Annotated in this window: 16 protein-coding genes; 8 read left to right on the forward strand and 8 right to left on the reverse strand. The window is 41.6% G+C overall.

The genetic code is table 11. From position 1 onward, the window contains the following. Positions 1-155 precede the first annotated feature (155 nt). Positions 156-1,070, forward strand: coding sequence for an AEC family transporter (locus OMP94_RS02890; RefSeq protein WP_266275808.1), 915 nt, complete (start codon positions 156-158; stop codon positions 1,068-1,070). On the opposite strand, the gene OMP94_RS02895 is transcribed toward OMP94_RS02890, so the two are convergent. Next, a complete protein-coding gene (locus OMP94_RS02895; protein ID WP_266275810.1) occupies positions 1,055-1,801 on the reverse strand; it encodes a competence/damage-inducible protein A in 747 nt (248 codons plus the stop codon). The genes OMP94_RS02890 and OMP94_RS02895 overlap by 16 nt on opposite strands. Before the next feature lie 2 nt (positions 1,802-1,803). After that, positions 1,804-2,193 (reverse strand): group II truncated hemoglobin, encoded by a 390-nt coding sequence (locus OMP94_RS02900; protein ID WP_266275813.1) that lies wholly within the window; start codon positions 2,191-2,193, stop codon positions 1,804-1,806. Between the two features lie 129 nt (positions 2,194-2,322). Between OMP94_RS02900 and fae the strand changes: the two genes are divergently transcribed. From fae to OMP94_RS02925, 5 genes are all read left to right on the forward strand, one after another. After that, a complete protein-coding gene (fae, locus tag OMP94_RS02905; protein ID WP_266275816.1) occupies positions 2,323-2,871 on the forward strand; it encodes a formaldehyde-activating enzyme in 549 nt (182 codons plus the stop codon). Positions 2,872-2,991: 120 nt separating this feature from the next. Then, a complete protein-coding gene (locus OMP94_RS02910; RefSeq protein ID WP_266275818.1) occupies positions 2,992-3,516 on the forward strand; it encodes a hypothetical protein in 525 nt (174 codons plus the stop codon). Positions 3,517-3,538: 22 nt separating this feature from the next. Further along, positions 3,539-4,114 (forward strand): LemA family protein, encoded by a 576-nt coding sequence (locus tag OMP94_RS02915; protein ID WP_266275822.1) that lies wholly within the window; start codon positions 3,539-3,541, stop codon positions 4,112-4,114. Then, a complete protein-coding gene (locus OMP94_RS02920; RefSeq protein WP_266275827.1) occupies positions 4,115-5,011 on the forward strand; it encodes a hypothetical protein in 897 nt (298 codons plus the stop codon). Then, on the forward strand, positions 5,011-6,933 hold the full coding sequence (locus tag OMP94_RS02925; RefSeq protein ID WP_266275829.1) for an ATP-dependent DNA helicase: 1,923 nt from the start codon (positions 5,011-5,013) through the stop codon (positions 6,931-6,933). Before OMP94_RS02920 ends, OMP94_RS02925 begins: the two co-directional genes overlap by 1 nt. A gap of 37 nt (positions 6,934-6,970) precedes the next feature. Here OMP94_RS02925 and OMP94_RS02930 read toward each other — a convergent pair whose 3' ends face one another. The 6 genes from OMP94_RS02930 to OMP94_RS02955 form a co-directional block, all read right to left on the reverse strand. Next, positions 6,971-7,357: a DUF2237 family protein gene (locus tag OMP94_RS02930; RefSeq protein ID WP_266275831.1), complete on the reverse strand. Its 387-nt coding sequence runs from the start codon at positions 7,355-7,357 to the stop codon at positions 6,971-6,973. Between the two features lie 2 nt (positions 7,358-7,359). Continuing rightward, positions 7,360-7,566 carry a DUF6494 family protein gene (locus tag OMP94_RS02935; protein WP_266275833.1) on the reverse strand — a complete coding sequence of 69 codons (207 nt, stop codon included), beginning with the start codon at positions 7,564-7,566 and terminating at the stop codon, positions 7,360-7,362. A gap of 12 nt (positions 7,567-7,578) precedes the next feature. Next, a complete protein-coding gene (locus tag OMP94_RS02940) occupies positions 7,579-7,962 on the reverse strand; it encodes a 4a-hydroxytetrahydrobiopterin dehydratase (RefSeq protein WP_266275835.1) in 384 nt (127 codons plus the stop codon). Positions 7,963-8,533: 571 nt separating this feature from the next. Further along, a complete protein-coding gene (locus OMP94_RS02945; protein WP_266275837.1) occupies positions 8,534-9,688 on the reverse strand; it encodes a cysteine desulfurase family protein in 1,155 nt (384 codons plus the stop codon). A 30-nt stretch (positions 9,689-9,718) separates the two neighbouring features. Next, entirely contained in the window at positions 9,719-11,134 is a 1,416-nt protein-coding gene (ccoG, locus tag OMP94_RS02950; protein WP_266275838.1) for a cytochrome c oxidase accessory protein CcoG, read from the reverse strand. Positions 11,135-11,167: 33 nt separating this feature from the next. Then, positions 11,168-12,565: a PLP-dependent aminotransferase family protein gene (locus OMP94_RS02955; RefSeq protein ID WP_266275840.1), complete on the reverse strand. Its 1,398-nt coding sequence runs from the start codon at positions 12,563-12,565 to the stop codon at positions 11,168-11,170. A 427-nt stretch (positions 12,566-12,992) separates the two neighbouring features. On the opposite strand from OMP94_RS02955, the gene OMP94_RS02960 reads away from it, so the two are divergent. Together OMP94_RS02960 and OMP94_RS02965 are read left to right on the forward strand one after the other, a co-directional pair. Continuing rightward, positions 12,993-14,282, forward strand: coding sequence for an ABC transporter substrate-binding protein (locus tag OMP94_RS02960; protein ID WP_266275842.1), 1,290 nt, complete (start codon positions 12,993-12,995; stop codon positions 14,280-14,282). Positions 14,283-14,315: 33 nt separating this feature from the next. After that, on the forward strand, positions 14,316-16,970 hold the full coding sequence (locus OMP94_RS02965; RefSeq protein ID WP_266275844.1) for an ATP-binding protein: 2,655 nt from the start codon (positions 14,316-14,318) through the stop codon (positions 16,968-16,970). The last annotated feature ends 46 nt before the right edge of the window (positions 16,971-17,016 follow it).

The raw sequence follows: 17,016 nt of genomic DNA on the forward strand, positions 1-17,016 counted from the left end.
AAAAAACCGGCTTTCTGCCAGCGGTATTCTAAGAGCCTAACAATACCTTGCCACCCAACGCAGAGCAAGCAATAAAGGCGCTTTCCAGATTGGTTTCTTTTGTTTTTAATGGTGGATTGCTACGATCACCTTTTTTCTGGCCACAGGTTCATCTAATGCTGACAGTTTTAGCCCAAATGGCGTTATTAATTGCCTGTGGTGCCATCTGGCAAGTGCTTGCCCCAAAACATATCCCGGCACCAGCACATAGACGGGCATTAACCGATCTGGTGTTTTATATTTTGTTGCCGGCATTAATCATTGATGTCATCTGGCAAACAGAATTGTCAGCAAGCTCATTACAAATATCATTAATCGCCATGACAGCATTAGCTGGCGCAATAATGACGATGTGGCTGGTTTTACGTTTTATTCCTGTTAACCGTCAGCAAACGGGGGCGTTGTTACTCGCATCAACCTTTCCGAATGTGACTTATCTAGGCTTACCTGTTTTGGATAAAGCATTAGGTGATTGGTCTAACTCATTGATTTTGCAATATGACTTGTTTGCTTGCACACCAGTACTGATGACCTTTGGGATCTTGCTGGCACGTCACTTTGGGACGTCTGATACATCAATGCATCCTGTAAAAGCGTTACTCAGAATTCCACCGCTTTGGGCCGTTACGATTGCCGTTTTGCTTAACGCATTTGATGTGAGCCGCCCGTTAATTATTCATGACGCATTACAAACGCTTTCGGGCGGTGTGGTGCCGCTGATGCTGATTGCATTGGGGATGAGCATTCGTTGGCAAAGTTTGCATGTTCGGTTATTGCCGTTGTTACTGCCCATTGTTGTTATCAGTTTGTTTGTCGCGCCAGGGATTGTTTGGACAGTAACGCAATTTATCGATATGCCAATGCAGATTGCCCAAACCGTTATTTTGGCAGCCGCTATGCCGACTATGGTATTTGGTTTTGTGATTTGTGAGCAGTACGGACTTGATAGTGAGCTTTATGCCGCAGCGGTTACGTTAACAACAATTGTGTGCCTAATCAGCTTACCTTTCTGGTTTCATGTGGTGAGTTGATCCTGCCAATGAAAACCTTTGGTCATAATGGCGTTTTTCAATAACAACATTGCTTCCAAAACCAAAGTCTCATCACCGCGTAGACTCATTTCGATATGAGGTGGCTCGCCAAGGTGTGGCAAGCTGGATAGTTTAAGCGTCGGGTAATCATGGTCAATTTTCACCATGTCCTCGAGTAGATCTGACTCACGACCACCCACCACATAAATAACCTGTTCGAAAGCAGGGCGTTGATTGGCTAGTTTTGGATATAAATTATCTAAAATCCATCGACACATCGGCCAGGACATTTCAGGGAAGCCGGGCATAAAGTGAAAATCCCCCATGCTAAACCCAGGCACTTGATTCACAGGATTGGGGATTAACGTCGCGCCTTGAGGTAAATGGCCCATCAGTACTCGGTTTGGATAAGCCCGTTCGGCGAATTTATTTTCAATAAGTGCAATCGCTTCTGCATGCGGTGTGATGGGTACGCCAAAAATTTGGGCAACGGTTTGGCGGGTTCTGTCATCAGGTGTCGCACCGATACCGCCAAAGCTAAAGACCAGATTCCCCTCGGTCATGACAAACCGAAGACATCTTTCTAATTGCTCAGGGTCGTCACCAACCATTACCACATTACTGAGTTCAAGACCGCGCTCAGCCAATAAACCTTTTAAATAGTCAAAGTGCTTGTCTTGCCGTTTGCCACTTAAAATTTCATCACCAATGATGAACGCAGTAATATTCATAGTTACTCCGGTCGATTTCGCATAAAGTCTGCTGTTTGTGCAAACGAGCCCATCAGCTGCTCAGCAAACAATTTATCCAAGTTTTGTTTTTTTAATGCTTGAGCCATGCAGTACAACCACTGATCACGTTCTTCGATACCGATAGAGAAGGGTAGATGTCTGGCACGTAGCCGTGGATGTCCAAACTTTTCCACATATAGTTGTGGTCCACCTAACCAACCGCTAAGAAACATAAATAATTTATCTTCACTGCTCTGAATATCTTCAGGATGCAATTTGCGGATGAGATCCGTTTGCGGTGTATCCGACATAATTTGATAAAAGTCTTTTACCAACTGCCGAACAGCCGTTTCGCCGCCGATCCGCTCATAAGGTGTATCAATTTGGCTCATTTATTATCCTCGATAAAAGAAGCAGTTTAGCGGCCTCAACGCCAGTCTTAAAGAGTTTGTAACTTGCGACACTTAATATGGATGGGGATAATTAACCGTTTTACTAAGAAATCAAAGGAGCAAAATCCGATGAGTGACAAGATTGTTATGCGTACTGGTGAATCCCTAGTTGCAGGTGGCCCACCGTTTACCGCTGCAGAACCAGAAGTCGTTATTGGTGAGTTAGACGGTCCATTCGGTACTGCGTTTGCAACACTGATGGGTGACCAAGTTCAAGGTCACTCACGCGTATTGGCATTGATGAACACTGATATGCAAGTACGTCCTGCGACATTGATGGTGAGCAAAGTTACTGTTAAGAAAACCGCTTACACCAACATTCTTATGGGTACTGTTCAAGGCGCAATCGCTAACGGTGTTTTGGACGCTGTTCGCAACGGTACGATTCCTAAAGATAAAGTTAATGATCTGGGTATCATCGTTTCTGTTTGGTTAAACCCAAGCATTACGACTGTTGAAGATCTGGATCATGAAGCATTGTTTAACATCCATCGTGAAGCAACACGCCGCGCGCTGGAAAAAGCAATGAACAATGAGCCAAGCATCGACTTCTTGTTAGAAAATCAAGAAAAACTGGTTCACAAGTACTACCAAAAAGAATTAGACGCTAAAAAATAAGCGCTAATGCTTGATTAAGCGGGCAAATTTAAACAACAAGTTTAAATCTCTCGCTCAATAATTAGACGGTCTGGCCGCTATTGCGATCAGACCGTTTTTTTTGCTGTGTATAATGCCGTTATGACTGAAGCTGCCAAACCCGGTATTGATTTATATTCAATTGATAAACTGATGCATGAAACGCGTCAGTTAGCCGCCCGTTATCGGCAAACCACTGGGACAACATTACCTGTCACAGGTGAAATCGCGCGGTTTGATGCAGCAAAAGCTCTCAACCTCACCTTATTAGATGATGCCAGCCTTACTTACGACGCTATCGGTAATGATGATCGTGAGGGGCAACGCATTGTTATTAAAGGTCGCGCTTTATTTGATGAAAGTCGTTCATCAACCCCAAGAATTGGTCAGATAAACCCACAACAAGAATGGGATCGCGTGGTTGTGGTATTTTTTGATGATAATTACCAGCCTATTGATATTTATGAAGCGACACGTGAAGAAATCGAAGAAGCGTTAGCTGGCAAAGAAAGTAAAAATAAAAAGCGTGGTGCAATGTCAGTTGCTCAGTTTAAAATCATTGGGCAATTAGTATGGACAGCCGAACAGGGCGTAGAAAGCGAAGTTTGGGATAATCAAGCCAGTTAATGGCAAAGCAGGAGAGCACTAAATGGGTATTGCCGAGTTTGTGATTTTGGCGATTATCGCCGTCATTATTGTTTATACCATTGTGGTGTTTAACCACCTTGTTACCTTAAAACATAATGTTAAAAAAGCCTGGTCTAATATTGATGTATTGTTAAAACAGCGTCATGAAGAGCTCCCTAAATTAGTCGAAACCTGCCGTCAATACATGCAGTTTGAGCAACAAACGCTCGAAAAAGTCATGCAAGCACGTAGTGCCGTTTCACAAGCCCAAGCACGTGGTGATGTCGGCGCTTTAGGTTTGGCTGAAACCGAAATGCGTTTAGGACTGGGCAACTTATTTGCCGTTGCTGAAGCCTATCCAGAGCTAAAAGCCAATGAGTCATTTCAGCATCTTCAACAACGTATTAGTGGCCTAGAAAACACCATTGCTGATCGTCGTGAGTTCTATAACGAGAGCGTTAATATCAACAACATCCAGATTGAACAGTTTCCTGATTTAATCATTGCTGGAATGTTTCGTTTCCAAGCTTTTGAATTACTTGTATTTAGTGAAAAAGAAACGGCTGACGTAGATATCAAGTCATTATTCCAGAGTTAAATGCAGCAATTTATAGAAAACCTTGCCGGCATCATTGCTCAGCTAGATTTCGGTGAGTTTGTATTTTTTTCCCTTTTTATTCTCGCGATTAGCGCTTATGCCTTTTATCGGCTTGTTATTGCATTAAAGCGAGGCCGCCTCATTTCCGGCCAACCCACTGCAAAAATCCGTTCCGCCACACAAGGTTGTGTCGAATTAAATGGCCAAACCGAGTTAATGCCAGGCCCACCCATCGTGTCACCGATATCGGGCAGACATTGTGTCTGGTTCCGCTATGTCATCGAGCAAAAACAAAGCTATTACGATGGCAAACAACAAAAAGAACGTTGGGTTGTCGTACAAAAATACCGAAGCGATGCCTTGTTTCATTTACGTGATGAAACTGGCGTGTGTATTGTCGATCCCGATGATGCTGATATTTTGCATGCTGAAAAGCGTAGTTGGCATGATCCAATAAATCGTAACCGTCGCTATCAAGAGTGGTTTATCACTGAGCGCCATCCAATTTATGCCTTGGGTTGGTTCCGAAGTATCCAAACCGCCAGTCAGCAAATCATGCGTGAACAAGTGAGCCTTTTATTAAGAGAATGGAAGCAGGACTTTCAAAGTTTGTTAAAACGTTATGATCGAAATAATGATGGTGATATCAGTGAACAAGAATGGCAACTCGCAGTAAAAGACGCCAATGACCAGATCCGAAGAGAACATTTGGCACAACCAAGCGATGCCGTTCATGTGCTCGGTAAAGGGCCGAGTAATAAACCTTTTATTTTGTCTGCTGAGCCAGAGTGGCGTTTACTTCGTCATTATCAATGGCAATTTTATATTGCGTTAGTTGGCTTTTTAGCGACTGGCAGCATTTGGGCTTGGGCACTAAACATTCGTCAGGGTTGGTAATGCATTCAGATATTCAGGCCGTATTTGCTGATGACGGTTTACTAGCAAGACAGATCGATGGTTTTCAACCTCGCACACCTCAGCAGGAAATGGCAGAAAAAGTTGCTGAGGCATTACAAAATGGCACGATACTGATTGCCGAAGCCGGAACTGGCACAGGCAAAACATTTGCTTATCTAGCACCCGCAATTTTGTCCGGGCAAAAAGTATTTATCTCAACCGGTACCAAAAACTTACAAGACCAACTATTTAATCGGGACTTACCGACTTTACGTAAAGTGCTGGGTGTACCGTTTCAGGCTGCTGTTTTAAAAGGGCGTAGTAATTACCTTTGTCATCATCGCTTAGGCCTCGCTGAACAAGATGATGCTTTGCTCTATCAGAGACCACTACTTCAAAACATTCGTAATTGGGCTGAACAAAGCCATAACGGTGATTTGAGTGAAACAACATTATTAGATGATGCAGCAAGTCTATGGCCAAGAATTACCTCAACAGTTGAAAACTGTTTAGGTCAGCAGTGCCCCGAATATCAAGACTGTTTTATCGTCGAAGCTAGACGCCAAGCGCAAGAAGCCGATTTAGTCGTCATCAATCATCATTTATTAATGTCAGACTTTGCTTTAAAAACTGCGGGGCAGGGTGAGGTTTTACCTAATGCAGATGCTTTCATCATTGATGAAGCACACCAACTGCCAGCAATCGCCGGACAGTTTCTTGGCCATCGTTTTAGTAGTCACCAACTAGCTGAATTGGCGCGGGATGTCAGTCAAGAAATGCAATCAGCAGCGGCTGATATGTCAGCGCTTTCGGAAGAATCTGAAGCATTATTAAACAGCTTACAGCGTTTACGTATTTCTATTGGCTCACAAGAGCAACGTAGTCCTTGGCAATACTTTGTTGAGAATGCTGAAACGCGGGATGAGTTTGCCAAAGTCATGGAAAAACTCGACCTACTCAATGAGTCATTAAAACTGGCTGCTGAAAGAAGTCAGGGGTTAAAACAGTGTCAGCAAAGAGCTGAAAACCTATTGAATTTAATGGATTTGTTTTACGACAATCAAAATGATGAGACTCTGGTTTTTTGGTTAGATAATCGATCATCCGGATTTGTCCTACACGCCACACCATTTGAAATCAGCGGACACTTCCAAAACTGGTTAGAAGAAAAACCAGCTGCATGGATATTCACCTCTGCAACCTTAACTGTGGCAGGTCAATTCAATCACTTTAGTCAGCAATTAGGCATTTTTGATGCTGAAACAGCACGCTGGGACAGCCCGTTTGATTATCAAAAACAGAGCCTGCTTTATATGCCGACAGTACCGGTTGAGCCATCATCGAGCCAATATAGTCAGCATATTGCTGACATCGCTAAAGATGTTATTGCGCTAAGTGAAGGACGAACATTTTTACTGTTTACCAGCTACAAAACCATGCATGAAGTGGCCGCATTATTAGAGGATTCAGAATATCCGTTAATGGTGCAGGGGAGTGGGGGCAAAGCCCAACTGCTTGATGCATTTAGAGAACATGGTAATGCGGTATTGCTTGGTACAAGTAGCTTTTGGGAAGGTGTTGATGTTCGCGGCGAAGCATTGAGATGCGTTTTGATAGATAAAATTCCTTTCGCATCACCCGGTGACCCGGTACTTGAAGCCAGAATAAATAACTTAAAAAACCGTGGTGGTAACCCTTTTAGAAGTATTCAAATACCATCAGCAGTCATTCAATTAAAACAAGGAATAGGCCGGTTAATTCGTGATAAAGCAGATTATGGTGTTTTGGTGTTGTGTGACCCACGCTTTTTAAGTAAACCTTATGGCAAGGTCTTTTTGAGAAGTTTACCGGCTATGCCAATCACACAAGATATCGAAACAGTCGCTAATTTTTACCAAAATATCGATGACAACCTAGCATAGAAAAACTTTAGATTAATCAAATAACGCTTTGTAATTACTAGTTTAAATCTATCGCATATTGCTTTAACAAATCGAGCGGTACTATTTCAGTGGCGCGCTGATGCGTACTAGCTAAATAGACTTTTGGCGCCATTTCAAAACGTTGAGCCTCAAGCCAGCGGGCAGCACATAAACACCATCTATCACCTGCTTTTAAACCAGGAAAACCAAATTCTGGAACGGGTGTTACTAAGTCATTACCACGAAAACGAGAATACTCAAGAAACTCAGACGTCACAGACACACAAACCGTATGTGAGCCCAAATCACCATCACTTGTATTACAACAACCATCTCTGAAAAAACCAGTCATTGGCTCTGTACCACAGGTTTCGAGCTTTTCGCCTAACACATTAAGGGCAGGGGCTTTATCTAAAGTTTCCATATTTAACTCAGTTTAATTTGGCCAGAGATATGATGGTGCAAATCCAGATCGGGTATGGACACGGAAATCTTAATGGGGAGCGTTTCATTACCAGATAATTGTTGAGTATCAATCGCAGCAAAAATGGTTTGTTCAATTTCACGCTTCGCACTGACACTTACTTTCTTGAGAAACTGACGAATCTCACTATTTAAGATTTCCTCGTCCATGTTTACCTCAGATTAATCGTATTTCAGATATTTAAAACGAGCGTCATCGGGCGTGCCAGTTAATGCGCCACCTTCAGTTCCTGGTTGCCACATGACAACATCTTCGATTTTACGAGCAAGTTCGAAATCTTTATCGGTAATACCTTTGGCAGCATGATTAGTGAGCTTCACAATCACAAACGCGTATGAAACCGTAAGGTCAGGGTGGTGGAAAGCAGCTTCTGCTAAATGACCAACAGTGTTAACGACCATCAAAGTACTTTTCCAACCACTGGTTTTGTATTTACGACGGATCCAACCATTTTCAAGATGCCAGTTAGGTAACTCCTCAGACAAACGTTTCTCGACTTGCTCATCGGAATAGGTGGTTTCGTTTTCTTGTTCACGCCAGCTCATAGCTAAACTCCTTAAAAGATAAATCTCAGTGTAAAACCGCAAGGTATTAATTGGAAGTAATTACCCAATGCAAGCACTGGTAAATTTGTTTCAAAACGTAAAATCTGAACAGAAATAGGACGTCCATCCCCTTAGATTTCAAATTTCGCTTTGTGAATACTTACATTGCTTATTGAATATATTCTTCCTTTCATTATTTAACATAATATATATTATACGAATAAACATACTGGAGGTTAATGAGGTTCAAATTGACCCGATTTTGGCTTTTAAATTGATTGTGCGATTTCTATTAAATCACAAGAAAATTGATGAATGCTTTGTCTAAAACGCATGTTCAGAATTTAAAATCTGATTGTCTTTTGAGTGCCAGCATCTTCAATAATTAATTTTCAAACAATTAAGGATGCTTTGAAATTTGGTTGTGGATGTTTACCTATGTCTAAAAATAAACTTTGTTTGCTCAATCATTTTAATTAGGAAAACACCTCGAATGAGATAAGAATTCGATATTCTTGATAACTCACTCGGTTCTAAGTCGCCATTAACATTATCGATGGCGATATAATTATTAGGATGGACTTAACTGCTTTTTAAGTATATTTACCGCATCTACTATCTGCTGTTCATCTGAGTACCGGCCCAGACTAAATCTAATAGATGACAATGCATCATCAACACTTAGCCCGAGCGAGGTTAAAACATGTGATGGCAAAACCATGTCACTATTACAAGCAGAACCAGTAGATGCAGCAATATTTGGCTGAATACTATCCAATAAATCAGGTGCAATAATACCGTTAAATTTGACGTTGATGTTGCCAGGATGCCGCTGTTCGGTATCACCATTTATCAGGTAATCGATACCTGAAAGGTTCAGTTGTTCGATGAACTTTTCACTTAGCATTTTTAGTTTTGGACGATTAACAGAAGATTCATCCGCAGTTATTTTCAATGCCTCAGCCATGCCAACACATAAATCTGTTGGTAATGTGCCTGAACGTGCGCCACCCTGCTGGCCACCGCCATGTATAAAAGGTGGCAATTGGGCTTGAAGTAAGGTTTTGATATACAAAATACCAATGCCTTTTGGTCCATAAATTTTATGACCTGACAAACTTAAGGTATCAACGCCCCACTCTTTTACTTTGATATCAATGGCTTCTGGTGCTTGTGCGGCATCACAGTGAAATAAGGCACCAACGTCATGTGCTTTATCAGCTAAGGACTTAATATCCTGAATAACCCCAATTTCGTTATTGACTGCCATGATGCAAACCAAAACAACATCATCAGATAGCAACGATTGATATGCATCGAGATCAATCAGACCCGAAGATAAAACGGGAATTTCTTTTACGATGTACCCCAGTTTATTGGCATAAAAATACGCCGCATTTTTAACGCATTTATGCTCAATGGCACTAATTAAAACGGTCTTACGGCCACGATTTGCGTTATCAAATAAAATACTGGCGATTGCATGATTGTTTGACTCCGTAGCGCCAGAGGTAAAAATGACCTCTTCTGGCTCGGCGCCAATAATCGTTTCGATAGTCGTTCTGGCTTTATCGACAACCGTCGCAGCTTGCTGACCAGCTACATGTTGGGCTGCGTGAGGGTTGGCAAAATAGGTATCGCTGCATTGCTGCATTGCTTTTTTGACTCGCTCATCCACTGGTGTAGATGCTTGATAATCAAGATAAATTAAATCGCCAACTCTCACTCAAATTTCCCACGTTAATACTTTAGTTGTCTAAGGTGTCATAAAAATAGTGTCATAACTATCTAGCACCTCTGATGCACCAATCTGTTTGGCCGAAAATTGTATGGCATGAAGTTGCTCATCAACTTGATAGCCCTCGGGTAACCGAACCAGTGCTGTTACAGGCACAATTCTACCCGGTTCGACGGTAAACGTTTCGTCCAATCCTGTGGCATAAGCACCATTTAGTCCTGAAATTTGATATCTAACTCTCATTGGTGCATCAGTTTTATTAAGTAATTTTAACGTGTATTTGTTTTGAATATCGCCATTACTCATTTGGATATACAAGGGTTTACGTTCTGGTACCACAGTAAATTCTGTATCCGAAAAACTGGTAAAACCATAGACAACACCAAACACCGTACACAACATGATCATTCCATACACTAATGCCCGTGGTCGCTTCATTAGTGGCACTGAAGATTTACCGCGATGTAATTCTTTATATGAAGCATAACGAATCAAGCCGCGTGGTTGTTTGATCTTATCCATGATGCTGTCACAAGCATCAATGCATAAACCACAGGTGATACAGCCTTCTTGTTGGCCTTTACGAATATCAATGCCCGTTGGACAAACCGCTACACACAATTTGCAATCAATACATGCACCCTGACTTGCTGATGCTTGGCGAGAGAGTTTGCCTCTTGGTTCACCTCTATCTGCATCATAAGCAGGTAAGACAGTGTCTTGGTCATACATCACACCTTGTAGCCTTGCATACGGGCATAACCAAAAACACACTTGCTCACGCATAAAGCCGGCAAACCAATAGGTAAAAAAGGTAAAAATGGCTAAAGCAACCCAAACCGGCGTTGCGACATCAAAGTTAATAACATTTCGCCATAACTGAAATGCATCGGTAAACCAGGCAGAAAATGTTATACCTGTTAGCATGGCAATCGCTAGCCAAAGAATGTGTTTAGTGAATTTTCTCGCTACCTTATTTATAGACCAAGACGAGGCCTGAAATTTCGCACGTTTTTGCGGTGTATCACCTTCAAGTTGGCCTTCAATAAAACTAAACACTTCCGTCCAAACGGTTTGAAAACAGAAATAGCCACAAAATACTCGGCCCGCAATGCTGGTTGCAGCCGCCAGTAAAATGGCGAAGAACAATAACGTCAGAGACAACACCCAGATATCTTGTGGAAAGATAGTAGTGCCAAAGATATGGAATTGTTGATTCGGAATATCAAACAAAACCGCTTGTTTGCCATCCCAACGAAGATATGGGCCTAAGAAATAGATTAACCAAACACTCATGCCAAAGTTTTTCAGTGTCCGATAGCGACCTTTCATGCGTTTAGGGACAACTCTGCCCTTTTCACCTGTATTTACTTCCCACTCAGCAAGCTCGTCATAGACTTCAACTTTAATAGGAATATCAATTAACTTAGTCATGTGTTTTCCTTCTAACCACGCTGGGCAGAATGTCTAAATAATGAATTTCGAAGTGGGTAATTTGCTGTCGTATAGCTCTGCCAGCAGTGATAACCCACGACTCAGCTCGGCATGTTCACAAGGCCCACCAAGCGAAACCCTGACAGCTTGAACATGACTTCGCGTGCTAACAAAAGCCGTAGACGGAACAACAGACACCCCTACTCGCTTAGCTTGTTCTGAAAAATCTAAAGCACGCATCCCTTTCGCTAATGGCAGCCAAAAATGTGGCGCAGCATGATGTGTTTGTAATGCATTACGTTTGAAAATACTGGCTGCTAACTGTTGGCGTTTTATGTTTTCAGCTTTTACAGCTTGAGAAATTGCATTGATACGACCACTACGTATCCAATTGGCCACCACGGCACTCATTAAGGGGGGTGCCATAATGCTGCTCACCCTAATTTCTTCTGTCAAAGCCAAAATATCACTGACTTCAGGCGCGACAACATAAGCGACACGAAGTGCGGGGGCTAAACACTTTGAGGTGGTTGCTATATGCCAAGTGAGTTCTGGTGCAAGACTATAAAAGGCTGGCAATGACTCATCTAAAAAGGCGTAGTAAGGATCATCCTCAATTATTTTCAGCTGATGATGCTTAGCGAGCTCAGCAAGATCCATCCGCCTATCAAGTGTTAATGTTGCTGTCGTGGGGTTATCAATATTCGGTGTGAGATACAGTGCATCAGGATGGTACTTATGAATAATGTCTGACAATGCATCAGGCACAATCCCTGAAGCATCCATTTCGACACTAAAAACATCCAATCCCAACTGATCGGCAATAGAGATAAAACCAGGATAACAAAGCTCAGGTGCAACTATCGATTTAACACCTAAGCGTTTGAAATGACTTAATATTGAATAAATCGCACTATGTGCGCCGCTGGTAATCAATACATTATCAGCGTTGATATCAGGCAGCTTTTGACTCAGCCATAGTTTGGCGGCTGCACGATCTTCAGGATGCCCAGCCGTTTCTTGATAACTTAAGTGATGCAGAGGTTTTGTAGATACAGCCGCTAAGTCTTGTAGTGATTTGTCAATTTCTAGTTCAACTTTGATATCAAGTGGGCTTGATGGATTATTCATGCTCAAATCCAGCGGTTTGCCTTTTATTAGCTGCGTTGAGCTGTAATGACTAAACGCTGTCTGAGCAATAAAAGTACCGCTACCCGTTTGGGCTTCAATCAAACCACGTCGTGCCGCTTCTTTCATAGCCCGCGTTACGGTTGTCAGATCAATCCCCAAACTATTAGCGATCTGACGTTGTGGTGGCAAACGATCGCCAGGCTTTACAACGCGGTTTTTTATATCCGATTCGAGAGCTTCAACAACCCCAATGTATTTCACACGGGCACTGTCAATAATATGTGGCTGCCATTCGGTCATTTTGTACCTCAAATAAAGGCAAACAAGATGACTAAAAGCTATTCCCCAACGCTTATGTATGCAATAAAAACATACAGAATTTGTAAAAATAAGCCATTGTATGGATTGTCTTTTTGCTTTCTACCTACAATTTCGCTTTATAGTCTCTCTGCGAAAAATGCATTTGCGCAAATACTTCCTTAGTTATTCTTAAAAAATATCAGCATGACGATAGTCGTTTTTACTAAAGTTTAAAAGAAAGCCTCTATGAAAACGTAAGTCACTATTTCTAAAAACTAAAACAGAAAGCCATAACTATTTAAAAAGCGTTTACGGTTTTACATACCACCTTTTTGATTAAGATCATTGATCAATAACCCACTGTTTAATATGCTCCTAATTAAGCACAATAACAGTCCGCAGTACCGAATTCATTGAGGATAGTGGTATGGGTGATTCAGCAATCATGACAACTGAGCAACAATCACGTCGTAAATTTTTAAAACGTACGTCTAGTTGTGCTGGCGCCCTGTTACTCTCAAGTAAAGCACCATTTGTTTTTGCCAAGAAAAAAACCACACTTCGTGTGATGGGAACCCACGTAACGCTTCAAGAAGAGCTTCGTCAGCAAGCAATGTCAGACTTGGGTATTGAGCTGATTTTTGAGCCAGGTGGTGAAGCAGAGTTGATTCAAAAAGCCACCACACAGCCAGAGAGTTTTGATCTTTACGAACAATGGACTGATAGCATCAGACAACTTTGGCAGGCCAATGCCATCCAAGCAATAGAAACAGACAGGCTTACTTACTGGGACGAAATCAATAACATTTCGCGAACCGGACGTATTCAACCCGATGCCAAGACCGGTCTTGGTGATGCGCCGTATAAAATCCTAAACATTCAAGATGACGGCAGTCTTGGCGAGAAATTTACCGGTAAAATCAGCTTCTTACCGTATGTTCATAATGTAGATTCTTTTGGCTATAACACCGATATTATTCCCCAAGGTACCGCCTACGATACGGAAAGTTGGTCTTGGTTGCTCGATGAAAAATGGCAAGGAAAAGTCGGTATCGTCAATGCCCCAACCATCGGTATTTTTGATCTGGCATTAGCGGCACAGAGCAAAGGTTTAATGCAGTTTCAAGATATGAGCGATATGACTATTTCTGAAATAGACACATTGTTCTCAATATTGATGGAATACAAAAACCAAAATCATTTTTCAGGGTTTTGGAATTCTGTTCCTCAGTCGGTTGATTACATCACAAGTGGCCGAGTAGCCATTCAAAGCATGTTTTCTCCCGGCGTTTCTGCAGCAAACGGTTTAGGCACTCCCGTGACTTATGCTGCACCAAAAGAAGGTTATCGTGCTTGGCATGGCGTAATGTGTATGTCACGTGCTTGTGATGGTCATGTTAAAGATGCCGCATATGAATATATGAATTGGTGGTTAAGTGGTTGGCCTGGCGCTTTTATTGCCAGACAAGGGTATTACATTAGTAATCCAGAGCGTTCACGCCCCCTACTTGATGACAATGAATGGGGCTATTGGTACGAAGGCAAAGAGACAAATGTCGCCTTAAAAGGCACTGATGGTCGTATCTCCGTAAATGCAGGGGAAGTCAGAAATGGTGGCTCTTACACCAAACGATTTAGTAATGTCGCTATTTGGAATACCGTCATGCCTAACTACGACTATTCATTACAAAAATGGTATGAGTTTCTTTTGGCTTAACCCAAACTTTACATGCTAAAAAACATAGACAACTTGAGCTTAAAACAACGCATTTTTTTGGGTTTTTTTAGTCTTGTCACCATCAGCATTATCATCGTTGTGCTGAATACCATTACCTTAAATAGTACGAAATTACTTTTTGACACCTATAAAAAACATGCAGATTTCAACCAATTAGTCAGCTTAATTCAGCAAGACATTACTGAGCTTAACCGCAAAATTCTCGCCTTCAGACTAATCGAATCCTCATCAACTGATGGCATCAACAAGCAACTAAAAAGCTTAAATAATAAAATCGAGCATATTTCTACTGAGTCCAGCTATACACAACTGGCATCTAGTTCAGATATCAAAATACTGACTCAAAGAACCGGCGACTTACAAAGCAAAGTTTCACGCCTGGGGATTGAAAAACAAGCTCTTAAATCCAACCAGACTGCGCTGTTTGAGCAACACAATCAAGCGATTAGCTTAATCAAAGAAGCTATCTCCAAGCCTATTAATCAAAATGAGGCGCAGATCAAAGCCCTGCTGTTAGAAGTTAAAGCACTCATTTATGAAATTCGTGCTTTGGAGATGAGTTATTTTAGGAGCCGAGAAAATAACATTAAAGAGTCGCTGCAAGACCGGTTTGATACCTTAAAACCTATTGCAGCGGAATTGGCATCACAGCATCAAAACTTACCATCATTGTTACCCATTTTAGAGACGTTACAGGCGTCTTTTTATACCGCAGTACAAGCCGATAGAAATTTCGTCTTTTTAGTAAATGTGGTTATTGCTAGTGATGCAAGTGAGCTAAGTCGGGTTGCCGAAAAGCTTGTAAATGAGTCGATATTTCATCAACAGTCATTTGCTATTAATACTGAGAAAAATTATCAAAGCTATCAATGGCTAGCGATTATGGCATCGATCATTTTGGTCATCATTGCCTTTATGATTACAGGCCGTTTAACAGGGGCAATATCCCGACCAATCAGCAAGATAACCAGTACTTTTGATGATATCTCAGCTGGCAAAAACGTTGAGCAAATCCCGGGGCAAGATCGCACAGATGAGATAGGTAACTTAGCGCGTTCAGCTGCATTATTTAAACAAAAAGCCGATCAAACGGAACGCTTAGCAGTGACGCTACAATCACGGGAAAAAGAACTTGAGCAAGCTCTAGACAAAGCCAGCAAAGCCACAGAAGCAAAAAGCCTATTCCTAGCGAATATGAGCCACGAAATTCGCACACCAATGAATGGCATTATCGGCATTTTGACTTTACTTAAAGACAGTCGGTTAGATCTGCAACAGCAGTCTTATATTGAGCAAGTAAATCAAAGTGCCGCCGCCCTACTTCGTATCATTAATGACATCTTAGACTTTTCTAAAATTGAGTCCGGTAAGTTAGAAATCATTGAATCTGAATTTGATTTAATTGAGACCTTAAATGACATCGCCAAAATTATTGAGCCGAATGCAAATACCAAAGGTTTGGAATTTGTCTGTCCAAATGGTCATATAAAACCGCTTCGATTATTAGGTGATGCCATTCGAATTCGGCAGGTTTTGATGAACTTATTATCGAATGCCGTTAAATTCACCGATACAGGTGCTATCCGACTTCATATTGATTTGGTTGCAGAAACTACCGACATAATTGATCTACAGTTTTCGATTATTGACACAGGCAACGGTATTTCGGCCGATAAACTGGACAAACTCTTTCAACGTTTTAGCCAAGTTGATGAAAGCCTGACTCGAAAAGTGGGTGGCTCAGGGCTTGGACTCGCGATTAGTTACCAGCTCGTTTCGTTAATGGGTGGCAATCTAAAAGTAAAATCTGAACCTAACATCGGTAGTGAGTTTTATTTCCAGCTCAGTTTTAACAAAGTTACAGAATTGGCTCAGCCAAAACTACCGAATAAAGATTGGCAGTTTTATAGCTGCACCCACGCTAAGACCTTATCGGAATATCTTGCATCACTTTTCGAGAATTGGGGCATACCTCTAATCCATAATGATTCCGCCAAAACCTTACTAATAACTCTGAATGATAGTGACCGCAATGTCCTACTTTTGGATTCTAAGGTGCTTAATGAACAAGCAAATCAAGACGAGCTTATGGGGCTGGATAAAACCAAAACGAAGGTCATTATCCTGCACTCACTTGCTGATACAGCCAACGCTGAGATAATCAATAAACTCGCTGATAAAGTGCTGACCAAACCCGCCAGCCAAATTGAAGTACTGAACGCTCTTAACAGCATCACACATCAAAATGTTGAAGCTAAACCCTCAGAAAATAACCTTAGCGATAAATTACCAAGATTAGATTTAACAATCCTTCTGGTTGAGGATGACTTTATAAATCAAACTGTTGCTAAAGGTTTATTACAAAAAACTGGAGTCAACCTCACCATCGCCAACAACGGTATTGAAGCCTTATCGATGCTTAGCGAAACCAAGTTTGATCTGGTTTTAATGGATTGTATGATGCCGGAAATGGACGGTTACCAAGCCACACGAAAATTACGCAGTGGTGATGCAGGCAAGTTAAATAAAGACGTTACCGTTATTGCCCTTACTGCTGATGCGATGCGCGGCGCAAGAGAAGCGTGTATTCAAGCGGGTATGAACGACTATATACCTAAGCCAATTGATATCATCGCGCTGACCGATATGATAAAAAAATGGCAATGAGTTTTTGATTTCACTCAACGCTAAAAATTAACCTTAACAAGGACGT

The sequence above is a fragment of the Methylophaga sp. OBS3 genome (assembly GCF_026319325.1).
In the GTDB taxonomy this organism is placed as follows: Bacteria; Pseudomonadota; Gammaproteobacteria; order Nitrosococcales; family Methylophagaceae; genus Methylophaga.

Excerpts from the sequence above, each read along its gene's own strand:
- OMP94_RS02890 (WP_266275808.1), top strand. The coding sequence starts at position 156 with ATGCTGACAGTTTTAGCCCAAATGGCGTTATTAATTGCCTGTGGTGCC.
- OMP94_RS02940 (WP_266275835.1), bottom strand. The coding sequence starts at position 7,962 with ATGAGCTGGCGTGAACAAGAAAACGAAACCACCTATTCCGATGAGCAA.
- fae (WP_266275816.1), top strand. The coding sequence starts at position 2,323 with ATGAGTGACAAGATTGTTATGCGTACTGGTGAATCCCTAGTTGCAGGT.
- OMP94_RS02900 (WP_266275813.1), bottom strand. The coding sequence starts at position 2,193 with ATGAGCCAAATTGATACACCTTATGAGCGGATCGGCGGCGAAACGGCT.
- OMP94_RS02930 (WP_266275831.1), bottom strand. The coding sequence starts at position 7,357 with ATGGAAACTTTAGATAAAGCCCCTGCCCTTAATGTGTTAGGCGAAAAG.
- OMP94_RS02935 (WP_266275833.1), bottom strand. The coding sequence starts at position 7,566 with ATGGACGAGGAAATCTTAAATAGTGAGATTCGTCAGTTTCTCAAGAAA.
- OMP94_RS02895 (WP_266275810.1), bottom strand. The coding sequence starts at position 1,801 with ATGAATATTACTGCGTTCATCATTGGTGATGAAATTTTAAGTGGCAAA.
- OMP94_RS02955 (WP_266275840.1), bottom strand. The coding sequence starts at position 12,565 with ATGACCGAATGGCAGCCACATATTATTGACAGTGCCCGTGTGAAATAC.
- ccoG (WP_266275838.1), bottom strand. The coding sequence starts at position 11,134 with ATGACTAAGTTAATTGATATTCCTATTAAAGTTGAAGTCTATGACGAG.
- OMP94_RS02925 (WP_266275829.1), top strand. The coding sequence starts at position 5,011 with ATGCATTCAGATATTCAGGCCGTATTTGCTGATGACGGTTTACTAGCA.
- OMP94_RS02915 (WP_266275822.1), top strand. The coding sequence starts at position 3,539 with ATGGGTATTGCCGAGTTTGTGATTTTGGCGATTATCGCCGTCATTATT.
- OMP94_RS02910 (WP_266275818.1), top strand. The coding sequence starts at position 2,992 with ATGACTGAAGCTGCCAAACCCGGTATTGATTTATATTCAATTGATAAA.
- OMP94_RS02960 (WP_266275842.1), top strand. The coding sequence starts at position 12,993 with ATGGGTGATTCAGCAATCATGACAACTGAGCAACAATCACGTCGTAAA.
- OMP94_RS02920 (WP_266275827.1), top strand. The coding sequence starts at position 4,115 with ATGCAGCAATTTATAGAAAACCTTGCCGGCATCATTGCTCAGCTAGAT.